Genomic DNA, 18069 nt, shown 5'->3' on the forward strand with positions numbered 1-18069 from the left:
GGGCTGTTCCTTGAATTATGAGCAGGCGGCCAGCAGGGTAGCGGCCACGCGGCGCGCGCCCTGCCCGTCGACCAACTGCCGGGAATGGGTGGCCAGGGCGCGCCGCGCCGCCGGATCTTGCAGCAGGCTGACGATGGCTTGGCGCAGTTGTTCGGCGCTGACGGTGTCGCAGGGCCCCAGGTAAACCTGCACGCCGGCAGCGGCCAGGCGCTCGGCATTGGCTTGCTGGTTATGCGCCACTGCCAGGCACAGCGTGGGCAGGCCCAGGGCAGCACGCTCCCAACTGGTCCCGCCGCCCGCGCCGACGAACAGGTCGGCCTGGGCCATCAATTGGCCAAACTGCTGGCTGTGAGCCTGCAAGCGCCACGCCGGACGGCCGACGGCCAAGGCCTGCAACTGGGCCCAATCGGGGTTGCCATTGCCTGCGATGAAGTCCACGCTCAGTTGCTGCAGTGGTGCCAGGGCCAGCATCGCCTTGAGCGTTTGCCCGGCGGCGTCCATGCCGCCGAAATTCACCAGCACCCTGTCTGCCTGTTCACGAATGAGGATGGCTCCGGTATTGAACTCCTCGCGAATCAGCGCGAAGTGCGGCCCCAGCAACGCTTGGCAACCGGGCTCAAGCCACGGCGCGTAGCGGTCGGCGCTGGCGTTGTAGTTCTGGTCCAGCAGCAGTTGCGCCGCATGGGGGCGGTTGGCCAGGTCATCGATCACCGCGACACGCGCGGACCATTGGCCAGCGGCGCGCTGCCACTGCGCGTCCAGCCCGTAGTGATCCACGATGATCCAGTCGAAGGCAGCGCCTGCGGGCAGACGTTGTTGCAGGGCGCCAATATCTGCCTGCCAGGGCAATGGCGCTTCGATGTCTGCCCCGCTGCCTTCCTCAGGGTAGTGACTTGGCAGGCAATAGGTTGGCCAGCCCTGCGCCTGCAGGGTAGCGATGCAATGCCCCGGCAACTCGCGACAGGCAAACGCCACCGCCGCGCCCGACTGGCGCAAGGCGCGAGCCAAGGTCAGGCAGCGGGCGACGTGCCCGCTGCCAATGGCCTGGGAGGCATCGGCGCGGATCAACACCTTCACTCAAGCTCTCCGCCGGCCTTGAGGGCCGCATAGAGGTACTCGGCCCGAAGCCAGTCGGCTTCGGTATCGATATCTTGCACCAGGTGGCGCGGCAGGATCAGGGGCAGGCTCTTTTCCGAATACACGGTATCGCCCCGCAGCCAGGCTTCGCTGCGCCCCCAGTAGAACTGCCCGGCGTCCTGATAGGCCGCAGGCAAGTCTTGCGAACGGGTTTGGCGGTGCTCCGGGTACATCGGCGCGAGGGTGCCCTCATCGTTGATCAGCAAGGCACGCTGCACCGGGAAGGCGAAGTCGCACACCGAAAACACGAACGACTGGGCCGGGTGCTGTTTGAGCAACGCCAGGCCCTGGCCCAGATAGCGCGCTTGCAACAGGGGTGCCGTCGCGTAGATGCAGCAGGCGGCATCGTAGTAATGCCCATCGCCCTGCAACGTCGTCAGGGCATGCTGGATGACCGCCGTTGTACCCGTGAAGTCATCGGCCAACGCCGCCGGGCGCAGGAACGGCACTTGGGCACCGTGGGCCTGGGCCACCTCAGCGATTTCCTCGTCGTCCGTGCTGACCACCACTCGCTCGAACAGCCCTGACGCCAACGCCGCGCTAATCGAGCCGACGATCATCGGCGTGCCGTTGAACAGCTTGAGGTTCTTGCGCGGGATGCGCTTGCTGCCACCGCGCGCGGGGATGATGGCGACGGCTTTCAAGAGCGTTTCTCCAAGAGGAACCAGTGGGTGTCATCCATCGGGAAATTGCAGTCACGTCGGTAGAAAAACCCGTAGTCCAACAATGTCAGGTCACTGTAGCGGTCGAGCATCTCGCCGGCGAAATCACGCTTGAACAACTTGCCGCCGTGGCCGCGGTAGCTCACCTCCACCGGCGTGGGGTTGTAATACTCGCAGATCAGGATGTAGCGCTGGCTCAGTTCATAGAGCTGGCCGTAGGCCGCCGGCAGCATCTGCGGCGCCAGATGGATCAGCACACCCTTGCTCAGCGTCAGTTCAAAGGTGCGCTCGCGTGGGTAGTCGAACAGAGAGCCCTGCCATACGTGGGCCACGTTCGCCGCCTGCGCGTGGTGACAGGCCTTGGCGTTGATTTCTGCGCCGTATAGATCACAACCAGGAAGCAGTTGGCGCAAGGCCTTGAGGGCGTTGCCCGAGCCGCTGCCCAGCTCCAGCAGGCTACTGATGGGGCTGGTATTGGCCAGGGCCTTGGCGAACAACACCAGGTTGCTGGCGATATGCGTGTCGCTCTGGTTGCGAACCACGTACTGGTCGCCGAAGTCGCCACTCCAGAAGTGTTCCTGTTCGCTCAATTCACGCATGGTCTTTCTCTTTGCAGCTACACATGAAAATCGCTCAGGCCAACAAATGGCGCAGTTGTGCAATCACCTGATCCTGTTGCTCGTCGCTCAGCGCCGGGAACATCGGCAGGCTGATGGCCTGGGCGTAATAAGCCTCGGCCTCGGGAAAGTCGCCAGGGGCAAAACCCTGGTCGCGGTAATACGGCTGCAGGTGTACTGGAATGTAGTGCAGGTTGACGCCGATGCCAGCGCCACGCAAGGCTTCGAACACCTCCCGGTGGCTGACGTTCAGGCGCTCAAGCTTCAGGCGGACTACGTATAGGTGCCAAGCCGATTGTGCCTGCGGCTGCGCGGCCGGCAAGGTCAAAGGCAAGTCCGCCAACAGCGTGCCATAGCGTTCGGCCAGGTAGCGCCGGCGCGCGATGAAGGCGTCCAGCTTGCCCAATTGCGACAGGCCCAAAGCCGCCTGGATGTCCGTCATGCGGTAATTGAAACCCAGTTCCACCTGCTGGTAATACCACGGGCCGTGGCTGGGCTGGTCCATTTGCGCAGGGTCGCGGGTCATACCATGGCTACGTAGCCGCTGCAGGTGTTCGGCCAGTTCGGGGCGGTTGGTCAGCACCATGCCGCCCTCCCCCGTGGTGATGATTTTCACCGGGTGAAAACTCAATATCGTCATCGCCGCATGGGCACCACAGCCCACCGGCCGACCGGCATAGTCGGCGCCCAAGGCATGGGCCGCGTCTTCGATCAGGGTAAAGCCGTAACGCTCGCCGAGCTTGGCAATGGTGTGCAGATCGCAGCTCTGCCCGGCGAAAGCGACAGCCACTACAACCTTGGGCAAAGTACCGGTTGCCTCGGCCTGCTCCAGTTTGGCAGCCAGACGCCCGGCATCGAGGTTCCAGGTGTGCGGGTCGATGTCGACGAAATCGACCTCGGCACCGCAATAGCGCCCGCAGTTGGCCGACGCCAAGAACGTGTTGGGGCTAGTCCACAGACGGTCGCCCGGGCCCAGGCCCGCCGCCAGGCAAGCAATATGCAGCGCCGCGGTGGCATTGCACACGGCCACCGCGTGCTGCGCCTGGCAACGCTCGGCCACCGCGGCCTCGAAGCGCTCCAGGGTCGGGCCTTGGGTCAGCCAGTCTGAGTGCAATACTTGCAGCACCGCGTCGATGTCGGCCTGGTCGAGGCTTTGGCGACCGTAAGGGATCATGCCGGTAGCTCGCCGTGCAGCTCGCTGATCTGGCCCACGTCAAGAAAGTGCGGGTTGGTGTCGGAGCGATATTCGAAGTCTTCGCTCACCGCACGGCCTTGTTCGCCCAGCCCGTCGACAGCGAAATCGAGGTCGGTGTGGGTGAAACGGATCGACGGCTGGATGGTGAAATGGTCTTCGAACTCCAGGGTCATGCGCGCATCGTCCAGCGGTACCATCAGTTCGTGCAGCTTTTCACCGGGGCGAATGCCCACCAGCTTGTGCGGCAGGGCCGGCGCCATAGCCTGGGCCAGGTCGACCACGCGAATGGAGGGTATTTTCGGCACGAAGATTTCGCCGCCGTGCATGCGCGCAAAGTTGTCGAGCACGAACTGCACGCCATGGTCCAGGGTGATCCAGAAGCGGGTCATGCGTGCATCGGTGATCGGCAACTCGCGAGCGCCTTGCGCCACCAACTTACTGAAGAACGGCACGACCGAGCCGCGCGAGCCGGCGACGTTACCGTAGCGCACCACAGAGAACCGCGTCTGCTGTTCACCGGCAATGTTGTTGGCGGCCACGAACAATTTGTCCGACAGCAGCTTGGTGGCGCCGTACAGGTTGATCGGGCTCGCCGCCTTGTCGGTGGACAGCGCGATCACTTTTTTCACACCATTGTCGATGGCGGCTGCAATCACGTTCTCGGCGCCATTGACGTTGGTGCGGATGCACTCGGTGGGGTTGTACTCGGCGGCCGGCACCTGCTTGAGCGCGGCGGCATGTACCACGTAGTCGATGCCACGCATGGCCACGCGCAGGCGCTCGGCGTCGCGCACGTCACCGATGAAATAGCGCATGCACGGGGCATTGAAGGTTTGCTGCATTTCGTATTGCTTGAGCTCATCGCGCGAGAACACCACCACGCGCTTGGGCTGGTACTGCTCCAGCAGGCGCTGGATGAAGTTGCGACCGAACGAGCCGGTACCACCGGTGATGAAGAGGGATTTGCCGTTGAACATTGTTGTGCCCTGAGTGGTGACGCATTTCTGACCGCGCGCAGCATTAAACAGCAACGCAGCAAAATCTGGGCCACCGTGCGAGCACAAATAACTACTCGGCTTTGTCTACCGCGAAGTCTGGATTGAGCTGCACATCATTCTTGCGATAAAAAACAATATCGCCCTTTTGATACCCGCCCTCTATCGCATCAAGCACAGGCCGGCAGCCCTCCTCGATCGACATCACGTTGGGGTTGACTACACCGGTGCCATGGCGAAACTTGGTGTCGATCGCACCCGGGCAAAGTGTCACCACATCGAACCCGGATTTATGCAGTGTTGCATGCAGTTTGACCACACCGGCCTTTGAAACACAGTACGATGACCAGTTGGTGTAGGCATTGAAGGCTGCCGTGGAAGAAAGCAGACAAAGACGGGCGTCATTATTTTTCAACAACGCTGCCCGCGCCAGCAAATAGGTGCCGATCAGGTTCACGGAAATATCATTGACCCACTGCTCGGGGTCGGACGCCAGGAACTCGCACTCGTACAGCGTGCCTGCGCAATTGAGGACGATATCGAATGAGCGGGTTTCAAAAAACGCTTCCAGCGCGCTGCGCGAGGTGATGTCCAATTCGCTGCGAGACGGCGCAGTAATGTCGTACCTCTGCGAAAGACGTTCGCGTACATAGGACGCCATATCGCTGCCGCCACCCACGATCAACAGGCTTTTGCGCATTTCACTCACCCTTATTGGTGTTGATGCTCGTCCGGGTTTGGAATCGGGTGGCTGTCCACCTCGACCAGCAGTTTCTTGTACTGCTCGTACACACGCTCCTTGAGCGCGCTGGAACTGATGCCCGAACCATAGGGGAAGTAGAACACCTTGACCCCCAACTCTTTCAGGTAGTCGTACTTCGGGTACCAATCGTCACCGATGACAAAAATATCTATATTCAACTTTTTGACGGTGAGGGTATGATCCAGCGTTCGTTGCGGTATGACCAGGTCCGGATATTTCAAGCCGTCGATAATGGCAATTCTTTCTTCGAACGGGATGATCGGTGGCTTCTTATAAGACGATACCAGTTCATCCGTACTGACCCCAACGATCAACGTTTCGCCCAACCCCCTGCCATAACTGATCATCTTTAGATGATTGTTATGGAACAGATCAAAGGTTCCCGACACGTAGACGACAGTCTTCATAGGTTCTTCCCCACTGATCGTTACAGGCTCAAGCCCGTTTCCTGCGTAATAAGTTTCAGCAGGCGCGTTGTGCTGCCAGCGTCGACATAGTCGAAGAACATGCGCCGCTTGTGCTCATACAAATTCCGGGCCTCCAGCTCATCGCCGGCCAGGCCCTTCTCCAGCGCCGCCAGGAAACTGTCGAAGTCACCACAGATGGGGCCGGGAAAAGCCATGTCGAGCGGATAGAACAACCCGCGCTCAACACTTTCATAGCGATCAAGGTCGTAGGCAAAACAGATTTGGGGCTTGCCAGTCAGCATGAAGTCGATAAAGGCGCTGGAATAATCGGTTACCAGCATGTCCGCTTCGCGATACAGCAACTCTATTTCGGAGAAGTGCAGACGGCCCAAATCGAGGGTCGGCATGCCCTCGCCCAGCAGCCGCTTGGAGAAACTTTGCGCGCTGTCAGCCATATGCTCGCGCACCCCCAGCACAGCTCCGTGCTTGAACAGGCAATCGGCCAGGCGCTGACGTTCTTCGTCGCTGACCTGGTAGTAACTGTTGCCCTGGCCATTGCGAAAGGTTGGCGCGAACAGCACCAGGCGTCGCCCGCCCAACAATTGACGCAGGTCTGTCAGCTGTTGCTGAAAGTCCTGTGGCAACAACGCTTCGGCGCACAGCACCACGTCGTTGCGCGGCAACCCCGTCACCCAGATGTTATGGAAATTGAGCGGGTAAAACGCAGAGGCCATCGCCATGCGGTCCACCATCGATGACGCAATGACACTGTGGCAGCTGGCGTGCTCTCGCGTCGTCCACTCTAAGACATTCTGGTTGTCCAGCGAAGCGATGCCGATGCGCTTGAGCGCGATGCCATGCCACAGATTGATGATTCGATGCTGCTTGCTATCGAGCGGAAAAACGGCGTTGACCGTAGGCGAATGCTTGACGAACACGTAGCGGCATTCCATCAGCGCCTGCTGCCCAAGCCTACTATTGAGCGGTAGCACGTGCACGTTGACACCGCCCAGGTCCACGGGAAGGCTACGGGTGAGGATAACCTTGCGAATACCTGGGTTGTTTTTAACTGCTTCGAACACCGCCCGATCGTTACCGGTGAGCAAATGATCGAACGCGCACACCGGAAATGCCCAAGCGGTATCGAGCTTGGGCGTGTAGCCGTCCTGTGCGGCAAACTCCTCCTTGCTCAGCACCGGGAGCTGAGCGCCGCGCTTATGGTCAGCTCGTGCATCTGCCTTGAGGCAGGCGCGTACGACGTAGTCGAGTGGCAAGGCGTCGTTCATCGCACCTTGCGGATCAACACCGGCAAGCTTGGCCATCTCGCCAATTTGTTGAACGAACCCGGCGCCGAACTCGTCCTCCACTGTGCGTGGCCACCCCTCGACCAACTCAAGCCCTGCGCTGTCGAACAGTTCAAGCATGGTTTCGCGGGTGAACCAGCGCAGGTACTCGCGCGACAACAAACCGCTTTGTTCATAACGCAGATCGCCAATGGCAAGCTTGGCCTGCAATGACCAGTGTTGCGCGTTGGGAATGACGGCGACCACGCAACCGTCGGCAGGCAGAACGCCGGCGATCGTCTGCAGCACGGCCCAAGGGTCACGCACTCGTGCCAACGCATCGCCCAGCACCCAGCAATCGCGCTGGCGATGTTCGACGTAGAACTGCACGTCGATCTGGTCGAGATCAAAGGCCTGCTCGCCGCTGCCGTTGTCACCGAAGTATTCGACCTCGGGCCGCTGGGCCGTCAGCGTTTGTGCCTGCGCGCCAGCCTCGCGAGAAACATCGATCAGCGAGACGGCTGTTAAGGGGATAAGGCGCAAAATATCGTTTGCACTGCCATCGTGTTGTTGTGACTCGCTCATCGCCTGCGTCCTACTCAAATACGTTCAAAGAATGCACATCTGACTGGCAAGGGCCAATCAACCTCGCCATGCGTTCAGCCACTGCTTCAAAGCATCCCCGTGCAGCATGAATTTGTCATGCACCACCTGGCGAAGGGCATTGCCTTGTCGTGCGCTGGCATCGAGGTCGGCCAAGTGCATACGTATAGCTTCCAACCACTCGTGAGTGCTGTTGGTCTTGACCAGCGTCACGGGGAAGTTGCCGCGGTAACTACGGGTGTCGGTGCACACCACGGGGAAGCCGCACGCGCCGTATTCCAGCAAGCGCAGGTTACTTTTACAGTCGTTGAAAATATGCTGCTCCAGCGGCGCCAGCGCCAGATCCAAATTCAGGCTGGCCATTTTCTGCGGGTAAACGTCCAAGGGCACCGAAGGATGGTACTCGTGCACGTAGGGGTACAGTTCCGGCGGGCACATGCCCAGGAATACCCACTCCACCTCGTCGGCCAATGCCTTGACCACGTCCTTTATCAGCAACAGGTCGCCGGTGTGGCTGGTGCCACCGCCCCAGCCGACGCGAGGCTTGCGCCCCACGCGGCGCTGGCTCTCAAGGTGTGCCCAGCGATCCGGGGCAAGCATGTTCGGCACCACGACGATGTCACTGTGCATGCTTGCCATGGCTTCGCCCAATGATTCGGTCGATACCACCAATCGGTCACACAGGCCAACGCCCCGCTTGAGGGTTTCGCGGATATCCTTGGCCAGGTAACGGCGGTGTTCGTTCTGCTCGGGCACGTCAAGCAGGTAGTCGTCGATCTCGAACACCCGGAAAGCCTTGGAAAACTCTTTGACCTGCGCGATGCCTTCCACGGGGCCAGCGCTGTAGCGCCCTTGGAAGACAATGGTGTCCGGCGCGATCCGCTCAAGCTCCAGGATCGAAGGCGTACCGAAGTTGATCATGGTGGAGGCAAGCCCCGCTCGCTCCATTTCGATCAGTGGCTGGATCAATCGATAGTGGCCTACGGCGCCCTTGTTGATCGGTAGCCCTAAAATATGCGGCAAGGTGTGCCGAGCGAATGGCTGCCATCCGTTGCGCAAGCCCACGTTCATTGTAAAGCTGGCACCTTGCAGGCTCAGGTTCTGGTTGTAGGCCTGGTCTCGCGCAAGCTTTGGTAACCAACGCTTAAACGCCACGCGCTGAGATTCCCGCCACTGTTGGACCTCGGCCGACGAAGCGGCGTACTCGTGACGTTGCACCTGCAATTGAGCGAAGGGGGTCCATACGGTCAGGTAGCCTGACTCTGCTGCCCGCAGGCACAGATCAACGTCAGCGAAACCATGGCCGAGATCACTCTCGGCCAGGCCGCCCAACTCGCTAAACAGCGCCGTGCCGATCAACAGGCATTGCAGACTGACCGCGCTGTAGTTTTGCACCACCTGCAAGCGGTGCATGTAGCCTGCCGCATTGACTGGCTCGCCTACAAAAACCGAGCCCACCGCACCGCGCAGGCCAAGCACTAGGCCAGCATGTTCGATGGTGCCACCCGGCCCCTGCAAGCGCGCCCCCACGACGCCCACTTCGCTGCGCTGCACGTGTTGCAACATTTCTTGCAACCAACCGGCATCGATCACCGTGCAGTCCTGGCTCAGGGTCAACAGGAATTGCCCCCGCGCCTGAACGGCGCCCAGGTTCAGCATCGCTGGCAAGGCGCTGTCGGCCGGTGCCGGAATGACCCGCAGCTTGGCGCTCCCCACGGCAGCCATGGCCTGCAGCCAATCACCTACCTGGGCAGTCTCATTGGCGCTGCTGACAATCAACACTTCGTACTGACTGTAGGCAGTACGCTCCAGCAAACTTTCCAGACACTGTTGCAAGGCACCCAGGCGGCCTTGGCTGGCAATCACGATGGACACCAGAGGCTGCTCGCGATGGCGATAGCTAACCCTGTTGATCAGGCGGATGTCGGCTGACGTTATCTCATGCTCAAGGCCCAGGCGTTGCAAGTGCAAGCCAACGAGATGAGCATTGCCGTCGCGTACGCTAGGTTCGGCCAACCAGGCGGAAAAATGCGGCACGGCGTGCAGCAACACCTCACCGATGTGTTCGATGCAATCGGTGCCGTGCTGCTCCACCAAGCGGAAAATCAGGTCGTGCGGGCCCAGTTCCAAAAGGCCGGCGGCGAACCCGCCCTGCCCGATCAAGCCCTCACGGCTAAAAGCCAGGCCTCGCCCGACATAAGGGTAGCTGCGCAGCAGGTCCAAGTTGAAGCCTGGACGAAAAACCGGGGCGCGGTGGCCAACCACCTCTAGGGCATCCTCGTCCCAATAACAGGCCTGCATGTCGGCCCGCTCGGCGATGCGCTCCGCCAGCAGCAGCAACGCGTGCTCGCTTAGTCGATCGCCAGCACGCAACAGGCAAAACCAGTCATAACCGTCAAGTTCCGGCAGCAGGCCGTTGAGCTGCAACGGCCAATCGGACTGCAGCGGTACGCTCAACACGTTACCAACGACGGTCGGCTCCTGCGCGGTGCTCGACAGCACCACGATAGCCTCGGTCGACCAGATTTGTGCCGCCAGGCTATCCAGGGTCGCCTGTAGCGAATGGTCACCCAGGCTGTCGACCACAATGGTAACGATCTTGGCTTGGCGTGCCCAGTGCTCAACCCGTGCAGGCAGATGCTGGCGTTGATCGGCACTGAAGTCTCGGCACGCCAGCCACTGCTCGTAAACTGCGTCGTAATCATCGCAATCCACACCCACGTATTCACGCATGGTATCGGCCTGCACACCAAACATGCGCCCCAGGGCCACTTCCTTCCACTCAGGGTCGGCCTCTGCACCGAGCATGAGGCTGTGGCGTACGCCACCGACCTTTTCCGCACGCTCGCAGTCGCGGCCGGCCAGCAACTGCAACATGCCCTCCAGCTCATCCTTACGGGTGGTGGCGTAGTCGGCGATGTCGGCGTGGCGCAGTGGCGAAAGGCGCTCCACCGCCAGGAATTTGTCGACGATCGCCAGGTTGCCCTGGCGCAGCAGCAAGCTGTACAAGGTCATGTCCAGCAGCGCCTCGAACGCCGCCTGCGGGTTGGTCAACGCCGGCATGTACCGGGCGACGTCGACCCGGCGCAGCAACACGCTGCTCAAGGTGCCGATGAAGTTGGTGGGCCACACCTCGAACATCGACAACAGGTCGAAACCATTGAAGCGCGCATCACCGGACACGTAGCCGAAGTTTTCCATGCGGTTGGGCATGATGCGATTTTCGGCATCGGAGAGGTAATGCTGGGTGGCCGCGACACTGACGTCCGGGTAACGCACCAGAACCTCCACCAGCAACGGCGTGTGCTCGGGCATCAACCAGTCTTCATCGAACAAGACCTTGATGAACTCACCCTTGGCTAGGCGCACGCACTGCTCGATATTGGCGGTGCGCCCCAACGCCCGGGCGTTGCGCACATAGCGCAGGGTGACATTGGTACCCAGCCCGGCACGGACGCTTTCAACCGCCTCGCGCACTTCATCGCCCACCGTGTCATCGCACACCAGCACTTGCAGGTGCGGGTAATTCTGGTTCACGGCGCTTTTCAAGGCCCGAGGGAAGTTCTTCGGGTCGTGGGCGGGAATGGCGATGCTGACTAGGGGGGTGGATTTCATGCCACGGGACTCGACGTTCGATTGCCAAAGGCAACCGGGGTGCGGATAAAAAAGCGGCGCCAGGCTCAGCCCCCTGAAGGGCCGTGAATGGCGCCGCGAAAAGGCTTAGATCTTGTTGAACAGGCTCAACTGGGCAATCTTGGCGAAGGCAGCCTGGGATGCCTCCAACATGGTCTGCTGAAGGGTCAGGTTGATCGAGGCCGTGGCCATGTCGGTGTCGCCGATGTCCGACTGGGTGGTCTTGTTCGCCAGGCCCAGCGAAGTGTTCTCGGTGGTCTGGATAGTGATCGCATTGCCGGTGGCGCCGATCACGCCGCGAGCCTTGTCCACCTGCTCGCTGGCCTTGGACAGGTTGGCGATGGCCGAGGTGACCGAGTTTTGCATGGCCAGCAACTGAGTATTGTCACCGTTGATGGGGGTGTTCAACGCCGTCGCCAATTGGGACAGGGTGTCCAACACGCTCTGGGTCTTGTGCGCGTTGACCGAGACCTGGAAGGTGTCGCCGGACTTGGCCGTGCCGCTGATATCGAAGCTGGCGCCGGCCGCCGTGACCGTGCCGCCGGTGCCGCCGGTGTTGCCGGTGGCGATGGCCTTGCTGTCGGTGGTGTAGGGCTGGGCATACACCGAGTAGTCGCCGGTGTCGCTGGTGAACTTGATCACCGCACCCGAGCTTGGGAAGGCACTGTTGTAGGCGGCCTGGTTGGTGATCGAGCTGCTGGTGATCTGCGCCGTCGAGCCGTTCACCGCGCTGCGCGTTGCCGTCAACGTGTCCGGGGTGCTTTGCAGGGTGATCGAGTGGCCCGCCGTGGTGCCGGTGTTCGCGCTGTCGACCTTGAGGGTGAAATCCACGCCACGCAGGCTGATGGTGCTGCCGCCTTCGGCCGTGGGGTCGAAGGTGCCGTTGCCCGCGACCTCGGAGGTGATGTTGTTGCCCCCGGTATCGGTGATGGTGTAGGTGGTGTCGCTGGTGAAGTTGACGGTGTAGGGTTCGCCCTTGGTGAACGACTTGTTGTAGCTCGCCTCGGAGTCCATCTGGCCCGGGGAGATGGAGACCTTGTTGTCGTTCACCGCCGGCGACGTCACGGTCGACTGGGTGCGACTGGTATTGGTGGCCTGCTCGAAGGCGCTGTAGCCAGTCACGCCGGTGGGCAGGCTGAGCGTATCGGACACCTGCAGGCTCAGCGCGGTCTGGTCGCCCTGGTAGGTGTAGCTGCCGTCGCTGTTCTTGACGTACGGCGGTGTAGTGCTCTTGGAGCCGGAGAACATGTAGTAGCCCGAGGCATCCTTGGTGTTGAGCAGGCCCAGCACCTGGTCTTGCAGCTGGCTGATCTCGGCGCCGATGGATTGGCGGTCGGCGTCGGTCAGCGAGCCGTCACCAGCGTTCACGGCCAGCTCCTGTGCGCGCTGCAGGGCGTTGTTGACCGAACTCAACACGCTTTCCTGGTTGTTCAGCGAGTTGGTGGTGGTGCTCATGTTGGTGCTGTACTGGGTCAGCAGGCTGCTCTGCTGTTGCAGTTGCAACAGCTTGGCCGCACCGACCGGATCATCGCCGGCGGTCTTGATGCGCACGCCCGAGCTGATCTGCTCCTGGGTCTTGGCGGTTTGGGCGAAGGCCGAGGAATAGTTGGACGCGCTGGTCTCGAAATATTGAGAAGTGGAAATACGCATGGTCGACTAATCCTCAGAGGGCGTTGAGCAAAGTGGTGAACGTGTCTTGCGCGGTCTTGATGATTTGCGACGACGCCGTGTAGTACTGCTGGAACTTGACCAGGGCCGCAGCCTCGTCGTCCAGGTTCACGCCCGAGACCGAGTCGCGGTTGGACTTGGCCGTGGCCAGCACCGCCGAGGTAGCGCTGGCGTCGGTGGTGGCCTGGGACGCCTGGGCGCCCACGCCGGAGACCAGCGAGGCATAGGCGCTGGTGAAGCTCACGCCACCGGTGGCGGCACTGGTGCCGACCGTGGCCGAGGTTTGCAGGCCCAGCAGCGCGGTGGCGTTGCGGTTGTCGGACTTACCCGTGGTGTTGAACGCCACGCTGTAGCTGTCGTTGGTGGCTGGGCTGCCGCTGACGGTGGTGGCGAAACTGAAGCTCAGTGCGTTGCCACTACCGTCGGTCACGGCATTGCCGCTGCTGTCGAGCATCGGCACATTGATGCTCAGATTGTTGTCCTGGCCGGGCACGATGCTGCCGCTACCGATGTTGTTGCCCTTGGCGTCGTAGACGGTGTAGGCCTGGGTGCCACTGGCGGCGGCATCGAACACCAGCTTGACCGGCGTCGAGTTCTCCAGGCCGCTTTGCAGCGTGGCCTTAGACGTACTGTCGTAGATGTCGACGCTGCTGGTCAGCGATGGCTGGGTAAAGCTTGCGGTGCCCGAGTTGCTGGCACTGGCGGTACCGGTCAACGGGCCGGAAAACGCCAGCGTGCTGGTGTCGGTCATGGTGGTGCTGATGGCGCTGGCCGCGTTGCGGGTCGGGATGACCTTGAAGGTATCGCCGGTGCTCAGGTCATTGCCGTTGAGCGACAGGGTAAAGCCGTCGATTACCGGCGCAGGGTCGTCGCCCAAGTCGTAGCTGCCCATCGCGGTGCCATCCGAGCGGGTGACGCTGTAGGCGGTGGGGCTGGTGAAGGTGACCTGGTAGTCGTTGTTGGTCAACGCACCGGTGTCGGCTATGGTCACGTCCAGGTTGCCGGAGCCGGTGCTGTTGCTCGACGACGCCAGGCTGCGCTGGGCAATAGCCGTGGCGCTATTGATGCTGGAGAACAGGTTGGAACCCAGGTTGCCGTTGTTGTCCACGCCTTGGGCCAACTGGCTGTTGATGCTGTCGGACACGGTCAGGGCGATCTGCCCCAGGCTGTTTTGCGCCGGGTCCAGTACGTCGCTGCGGTAGCGCAGCAGGCCACCGATGGTGCCGCCCGAGACCACCGAGGTGACATCGGAACTGTAATTGCCGTAGTTGACCGTGAGGTTGTACTGGCTCTTGTCGGTGGTGCCGGGCGCGGCCGTCAGGGTGTTCGAGGTATTGCCGCTGACCAGCGCCTGGCCGGTGCCCAGGTACACGTCGTAAGCGCCGCTGCCGTTTTGCTGAACGGTCACGCCGACCAGTTCATTGAGCGAGCGCACCGCTTCGTTGCGCGTATCCATCAAGCTGTTGGGCGTGTTGCCCGAGGCCGACAGGGTGGTGATCTGCTGGTTCAGCGAGGCGATCTGCTTGGTCAGGTCGTTGACTTGGCCGGTCAGCGTGCTCAGCTGCGAGTTGATCCCAGTGTTCTGCGACGAGATCTGCGTGGAAATCGAATTGAACCGGTTGCTCAGGGTTTGTGCCGAGGTCAGCAGCAACTGCCGGGACGAGGTGTCGGTCGGGTTCGACGACGCGGTCTGCAGGGCTGCGAAGAAACTGGTCAGGGTGGAGCTGATGCCGGTGGCGCTGTCCGACAGCAGGCTGTCCAGGGTATTGACCTGGCTGCTGTAGGCGGCGGCGTCGGAGCTCAGCGCCGTGGTGGTTTGCAACTGGCTGTCCATGTAGCTGTTGTAGATACGGCGCACGTCGGAAATCGTCGTGCCGGTACCCACGAAACCCACGCCGATGTTCTGCACCGCGCTGGACGCGGACAGGGCCGACTGGCGCGAGTAACCCGCCGTCGAGACGTTGGTGATGTTGTTACTGGTGACCGTCAAGGCCGTCTGGCTGGCGTTAAGCCCGGAAAGCCCGATTGAAATCAGCGACATGGTTCAGCCCTTATAAATTCGTTGAAGAACTACCGGTGGCATAGTTCTGGTAGCCCTTCATCTGCTTGGCTATCTGCGAGATCTTGCTGGCATAGTCCGGATCGGTGGCGTACCCGGCCTTCTGCAATTCTTTTACAAACTGTTCTGGGTTATCGGCGGACTTGACCACATCTTGATAGCGATTGTTGCCCTGCAACAGGCTGACCAGGTCGTGGAAACTGTCGGCGTAGGAGTCGTAGGAGCGGAACTGCGCCGTCTCCTTGACCATCTTGCCGTCACGGAACTCACTGGTGATGGCGCGTGCCTGGTCACCCTGCCAATTGCCGCTGGCCTTGATGCCGAACAGGTTGTGGCTGCTCTTGCCGTTGTCGTCACGCATCACCGATTTGCCCCAGCCGGTTTCCAGCGCGGCCTGGGCCACCAGCACGGTCGGATCGACGCCGATACGCGCCGCCGCATCTTTGGCCAATGGCAGCATGGTGGCGACGAAATCATCCGCCGAACTGAAGGCTTTTTTCGCCGGCGCCAGCGGGATCTGCGCCACGCTGCGGCCATGGATCACCCAGTTGCCGGTATCGCCATTGACCACGCCACTGCTCAGTGCCGACTTCCAGTTGCCCGGCAAATCACTGTTGTCGGCCGCCGTGTTGAGGCGGTTTTTCGCAGTGACCTGCACGCTGGCATCGGTGGCTGCGGACGGCACGATGCCTGCCAGCAGGCGGTCGGCCAGCTTGGTGGGCAGCGCCAGGCGACGCTGGTTGAGCATCGCCATGTCGTTGCGCAATGTCGGCTGGGCCTGCTCGGCCTTGGCGTCGGCGGCGCCGGAACGCAGCGCACCCAACGTCTGCTTGGTGGTGTCGGCGCCCCGGGCGGCAAACGGGTTGTCCTGGGTGTGCACCGCAGGCTTGGTCTTGGACAGTTGGCGCATCAGCACATCTTGCAGGCCGATGCCGTTGCCACGTCGCGACAGGGTCACGGCCAACTGCTGGTCGTACATTTCCTGGTACTGCTTGGTGGTCTCGGTGTTCATCGGGTTGTCCTTGGCCAGGACATCGTTGGCCTTGCGCATGGACTTGAGCATCTCGCCAACGAACAGCGACTCGAATTCCTGGGCAACCTTCTTGAGGTTGGCGTCACTGTCGCGATCACCCACCTTCAAGGCACTCAGGCGATTGAGGTCGGTGTACGCACCACTGTCGGCGGGGGCGCTGACGCCCCCCTTGGGCAGGTCCATGGCCAGGTCCTTAAATAACGATCAGGTCGGCTTGCAACGCGCCGGCCTGCTTCAAGGCTTCCAGGATGGCCATCAGGTCACCTGGGGCTGCGCCCACCTGATTGACCGCACGCACGATCTCGTCAAGCGTGGTACCCGGGCCAAACTTGAACATTGGCTTGGCTTCTTGCTGCGCGTTGATCTTGGAGCGCGGCACCACGGCGGTCTGGCCGTTGGACAGAGGACCCGGCTGGCTGACGATCGGGTCTTCGGTGATGGTTACGGTCAGGCTGCCGTGGGTGACGGCGGCAGGCGACACCTTGACGTTCTGGCCGATCACGATGGTGCCGGTGCGCGAGTTGATGATGACCTTGGCCACGGCCTGGCCGGGGTCGATCTCCAGGTTTTCGAGCAGCGACACGTAGTCGACCCGCTGGCTGGGATCGATGGGCGCGGTGACGCGCACCGAGCCGCCGTCCAGCGCCTGGGCGACGCCTGGGCCGAGCAGGTCGTTGATCTTGTCGACGATGTGCTTGGCGGTGGTGAAGTCGGAACGGTTGAGGTCCAGGGTCAGGCTGTTGCCTTGGTTGAAGCCGCTGGGCACGGCACGCTCGACACTGGCACCGCCGGGAATACGGCCGGCCGACGGCACGTTGACGGTGATCTTGGAACCATCACGGCCCTCGGCATCGAAGCCGCCCACCACCAGGTTGCCCTGGGCGATGGCGTAGACGTTGCCGTCGATACCCTTGAGCGGGGTCATCAGCAGACTGCCGCCGCGCAGGCTCTTGGAGTTGCCGATGGAGGACACGGTTATGTCGATCTGCTGGCCGGGCTTGGCGAACGCCGGCAGGTCGGCGTGTATCGACACCGCCGCGACGTTTTTGAGCTGCACGTTGCCGGAGTTGGCCGGCACCTTGATGCCGAACTGCGACAGCATGTTGTTGAAGGTTTGCAGGGTGAACGGGGTCTGGGTGGTCTGGTCACCCGTGCCGTTGAGCCCCACCACCAGCCCGTAGCCGATCAACTGGTTGGTACGCACGCCGGAAATGCTGGCGATGTCCTTCAGGCGCTCGGCATGGGCGCCGAACGCCGTGGCCAGCAACAGCGTCGCCGCAATCAGGTGCTTGAACTTGAGCATGATCATCCGAACCTAAAAGGGCCAATACGGGCTGAGGAAGAAGCGGTCCAGCCAACCCGGCTGACTCGCATCGGCAAACGAACCGGTACCCGAGTACGTGATGCGCGCATCGGCGACACGGGTCGACGACACGGTGTTGTCGGTGGCAATGTCATCGGCACGCACCAGGCCTGCGATGCGCACCAGCTCTTCGCCGGTGTTGAGCGTCATCCACTTCTCGCCGCGCACGGCGATAATGCCGTTGGGCAGCACGTCGGCCACGGTCACGGTGATGGAGCCGGTCAGGCTGTTGCCCTGGGCCGCCTTGCTGTCGCCGTTGGTGGCGCGATCACCGGTGTAGCCGGCGTTGAGGTTGGCGTTGCCGGAGGTGACACTGCTGCCGAACAACGAGGTCAGGCTCATGGTGGTATCGCTGGTCTTGGACACCTTGGAGTTCGCCGTCTTGCTGGCCGAGGTTTTCTCGTTCAGCGTGATGGTGATGATGTCACCTACGCGAAAGGCCTTGCGGTCGCTGTAGAGGCCCTGTTCGAAACCGGCCTGGTAGATCGAACCGTTATTGGCGGCAGCCGGCAACGGCGTGCGCGGCAATACCGGCGCGTAGTACGGATCGTTGGGTTTGGCCACGGGGCCCAGGCACCCGGACAACAGGGCGGCCCCGCCCAGGGCAAGAACTCTTAACAAGCGACTCATGACACTGACCTCACGGTGTTG

General features: G+C 61.7%; 14 protein-coding genes. All 14 read right to left on the reverse strand.

Features of this window, described 5'->3' with window-relative positions; translation table 11 throughout:
* Positions 1-15 precede the first annotated feature (15 nt).
* On the reverse strand, positions 16-1077 hold the full coding sequence (pseG, locus tag L9B60_RS05015) for a UDP-2,4-diacetamido-2,4,6-trideoxy-beta-L-altropyranose hydrolase (RefSeq protein WP_249676926.1): 1062 nt from the start codon (positions 1075-1077) through the stop codon (positions 16-18).
* Positions 1074-1781: a pseudaminic acid cytidylyltransferase gene (gene pseF / locus L9B60_RS05020; RefSeq protein WP_249676927.1), complete on the reverse strand. Its 708-nt coding sequence runs from the start codon at positions 1779-1781 to the stop codon at positions 1074-1076. The genes pseG and pseF overlap by 4 nt, the downstream gene beginning before the upstream one ends.
* On the reverse strand, positions 1778-2398 hold the full coding sequence (locus L9B60_RS05025) for a pseudaminic acid biosynthesis-associated methylase (RefSeq protein ID WP_249676928.1): 621 nt from the start codon (positions 2396-2398) through the stop codon (positions 1778-1780). Before L9B60_RS05025 ends, pseF begins: the two co-directional genes overlap by 4 nt.
* A gap of 34 nt (positions 2399-2432) precedes the next feature.
* Positions 2433-3590, reverse strand: a complete 1158-nt coding sequence (gene pseC / locus L9B60_RS05030; RefSeq protein WP_249676929.1) for a UDP-4-amino-4,6-dideoxy-N-acetyl-beta-L-altrosamine transaminase — start codon at positions 3588-3590, stop codon at positions 2433-2435.
* The gene (pseB, locus tag L9B60_RS05035) at positions 3587-4588 is read right to left on the reverse strand and encodes a UDP-N-acetylglucosamine 4,6-dehydratase (inverting) (protein ID WP_249676930.1); all 1002 of its coding nucleotides are present in this window, start codon (positions 4586-4588) and stop codon (positions 3587-3589) included. Before pseB ends, pseC begins: the two co-directional genes overlap by 4 nt.
* A gap of 91 nt (positions 4589-4679) precedes the next feature.
* Positions 4680-5306 carry an SDR family NAD(P)-dependent oxidoreductase gene (locus L9B60_RS05040; RefSeq protein ID WP_249676931.1) on the reverse strand — a complete coding sequence of 209 codons (627 nt, stop codon included), beginning with the start codon at positions 5304-5306 and terminating at the stop codon, positions 4680-4682.
* Positions 5307-5317: 11 nt separating this feature from the next.
* Positions 5318-5776, reverse strand: a complete 459-nt coding sequence (locus L9B60_RS05045; protein WP_249676932.1) for an FAD synthase family protein — start codon at positions 5774-5776, stop codon at positions 5318-5320.
* A 20-nt stretch (positions 5777-5796) separates the two neighbouring features.
* Positions 5797-7644 (reverse strand): CDP-glycerol glycerophosphotransferase family protein, encoded by a 1848-nt coding sequence (locus L9B60_RS05050; RefSeq protein ID WP_249676933.1) that lies wholly within the window; start codon positions 7642-7644, stop codon positions 5797-5799.
* Between the two features lie 57 nt (positions 7645-7701).
* Complete coding sequence (locus L9B60_RS05055; RefSeq protein ID WP_249676934.1) at positions 7702-11277, reverse strand: glycosyltransferase; 3576 nt, start codon at positions 11275-11277, stop codon at positions 7702-7704.
* 105 nt (positions 11278-11382) lie between these two features.
* Positions 11383-12945: a flagellar hook-associated protein 3 gene (locus L9B60_RS05060; protein ID WP_249676936.1), complete on the reverse strand. Its 1563-nt coding sequence runs from the start codon at positions 12943-12945 to the stop codon at positions 11383-11385.
* A 13-nt stretch (positions 12946-12958) separates the two neighbouring features.
* Positions 12959-15004, reverse strand: a complete 2046-nt coding sequence (gene flgK / locus L9B60_RS05065; RefSeq protein WP_249676937.1) for a flagellar hook-associated protein FlgK — start codon at positions 15002-15004, stop codon at positions 12959-12961.
* Positions 15005-15014: 10 nt separating this feature from the next.
* A complete protein-coding gene (flgJ, locus tag L9B60_RS05070) occupies positions 15015-16238 on the reverse strand; it encodes a flagellar assembly peptidoglycan hydrolase FlgJ (protein WP_249676938.1) in 1224 nt (407 codons plus the stop codon).
* A gap of 10 nt (positions 16239-16248) precedes the next feature.
* Positions 16249-17358 (reverse strand): flagellar basal body P-ring protein FlgI, encoded by a 1110-nt coding sequence (locus tag L9B60_RS05075; RefSeq protein ID WP_249676939.1) that lies wholly within the window; start codon positions 17356-17358, stop codon positions 16249-16251.
* Positions 17359-17370: 12 nt separating this feature from the next.
* On the reverse strand, positions 17371-18048 hold the full coding sequence (gene flgH, locus L9B60_RS05080; RefSeq protein WP_249676940.1) for a flagellar basal body L-ring protein FlgH: 678 nt from the start codon (positions 18046-18048) through the stop codon (positions 17371-17373).
* Positions 18049-18069: the final 21 nt, after the last annotated feature.

Origin of the sequence: Pseudomonas abieticivorans (assembly GCF_023509015.1) — a bacterium.
Classification (GTDB): Bacteria; Pseudomonadota; Gammaproteobacteria; order Pseudomonadales; family Pseudomonadaceae; genus Aquipseudomonas; species Aquipseudomonas abieticivorans.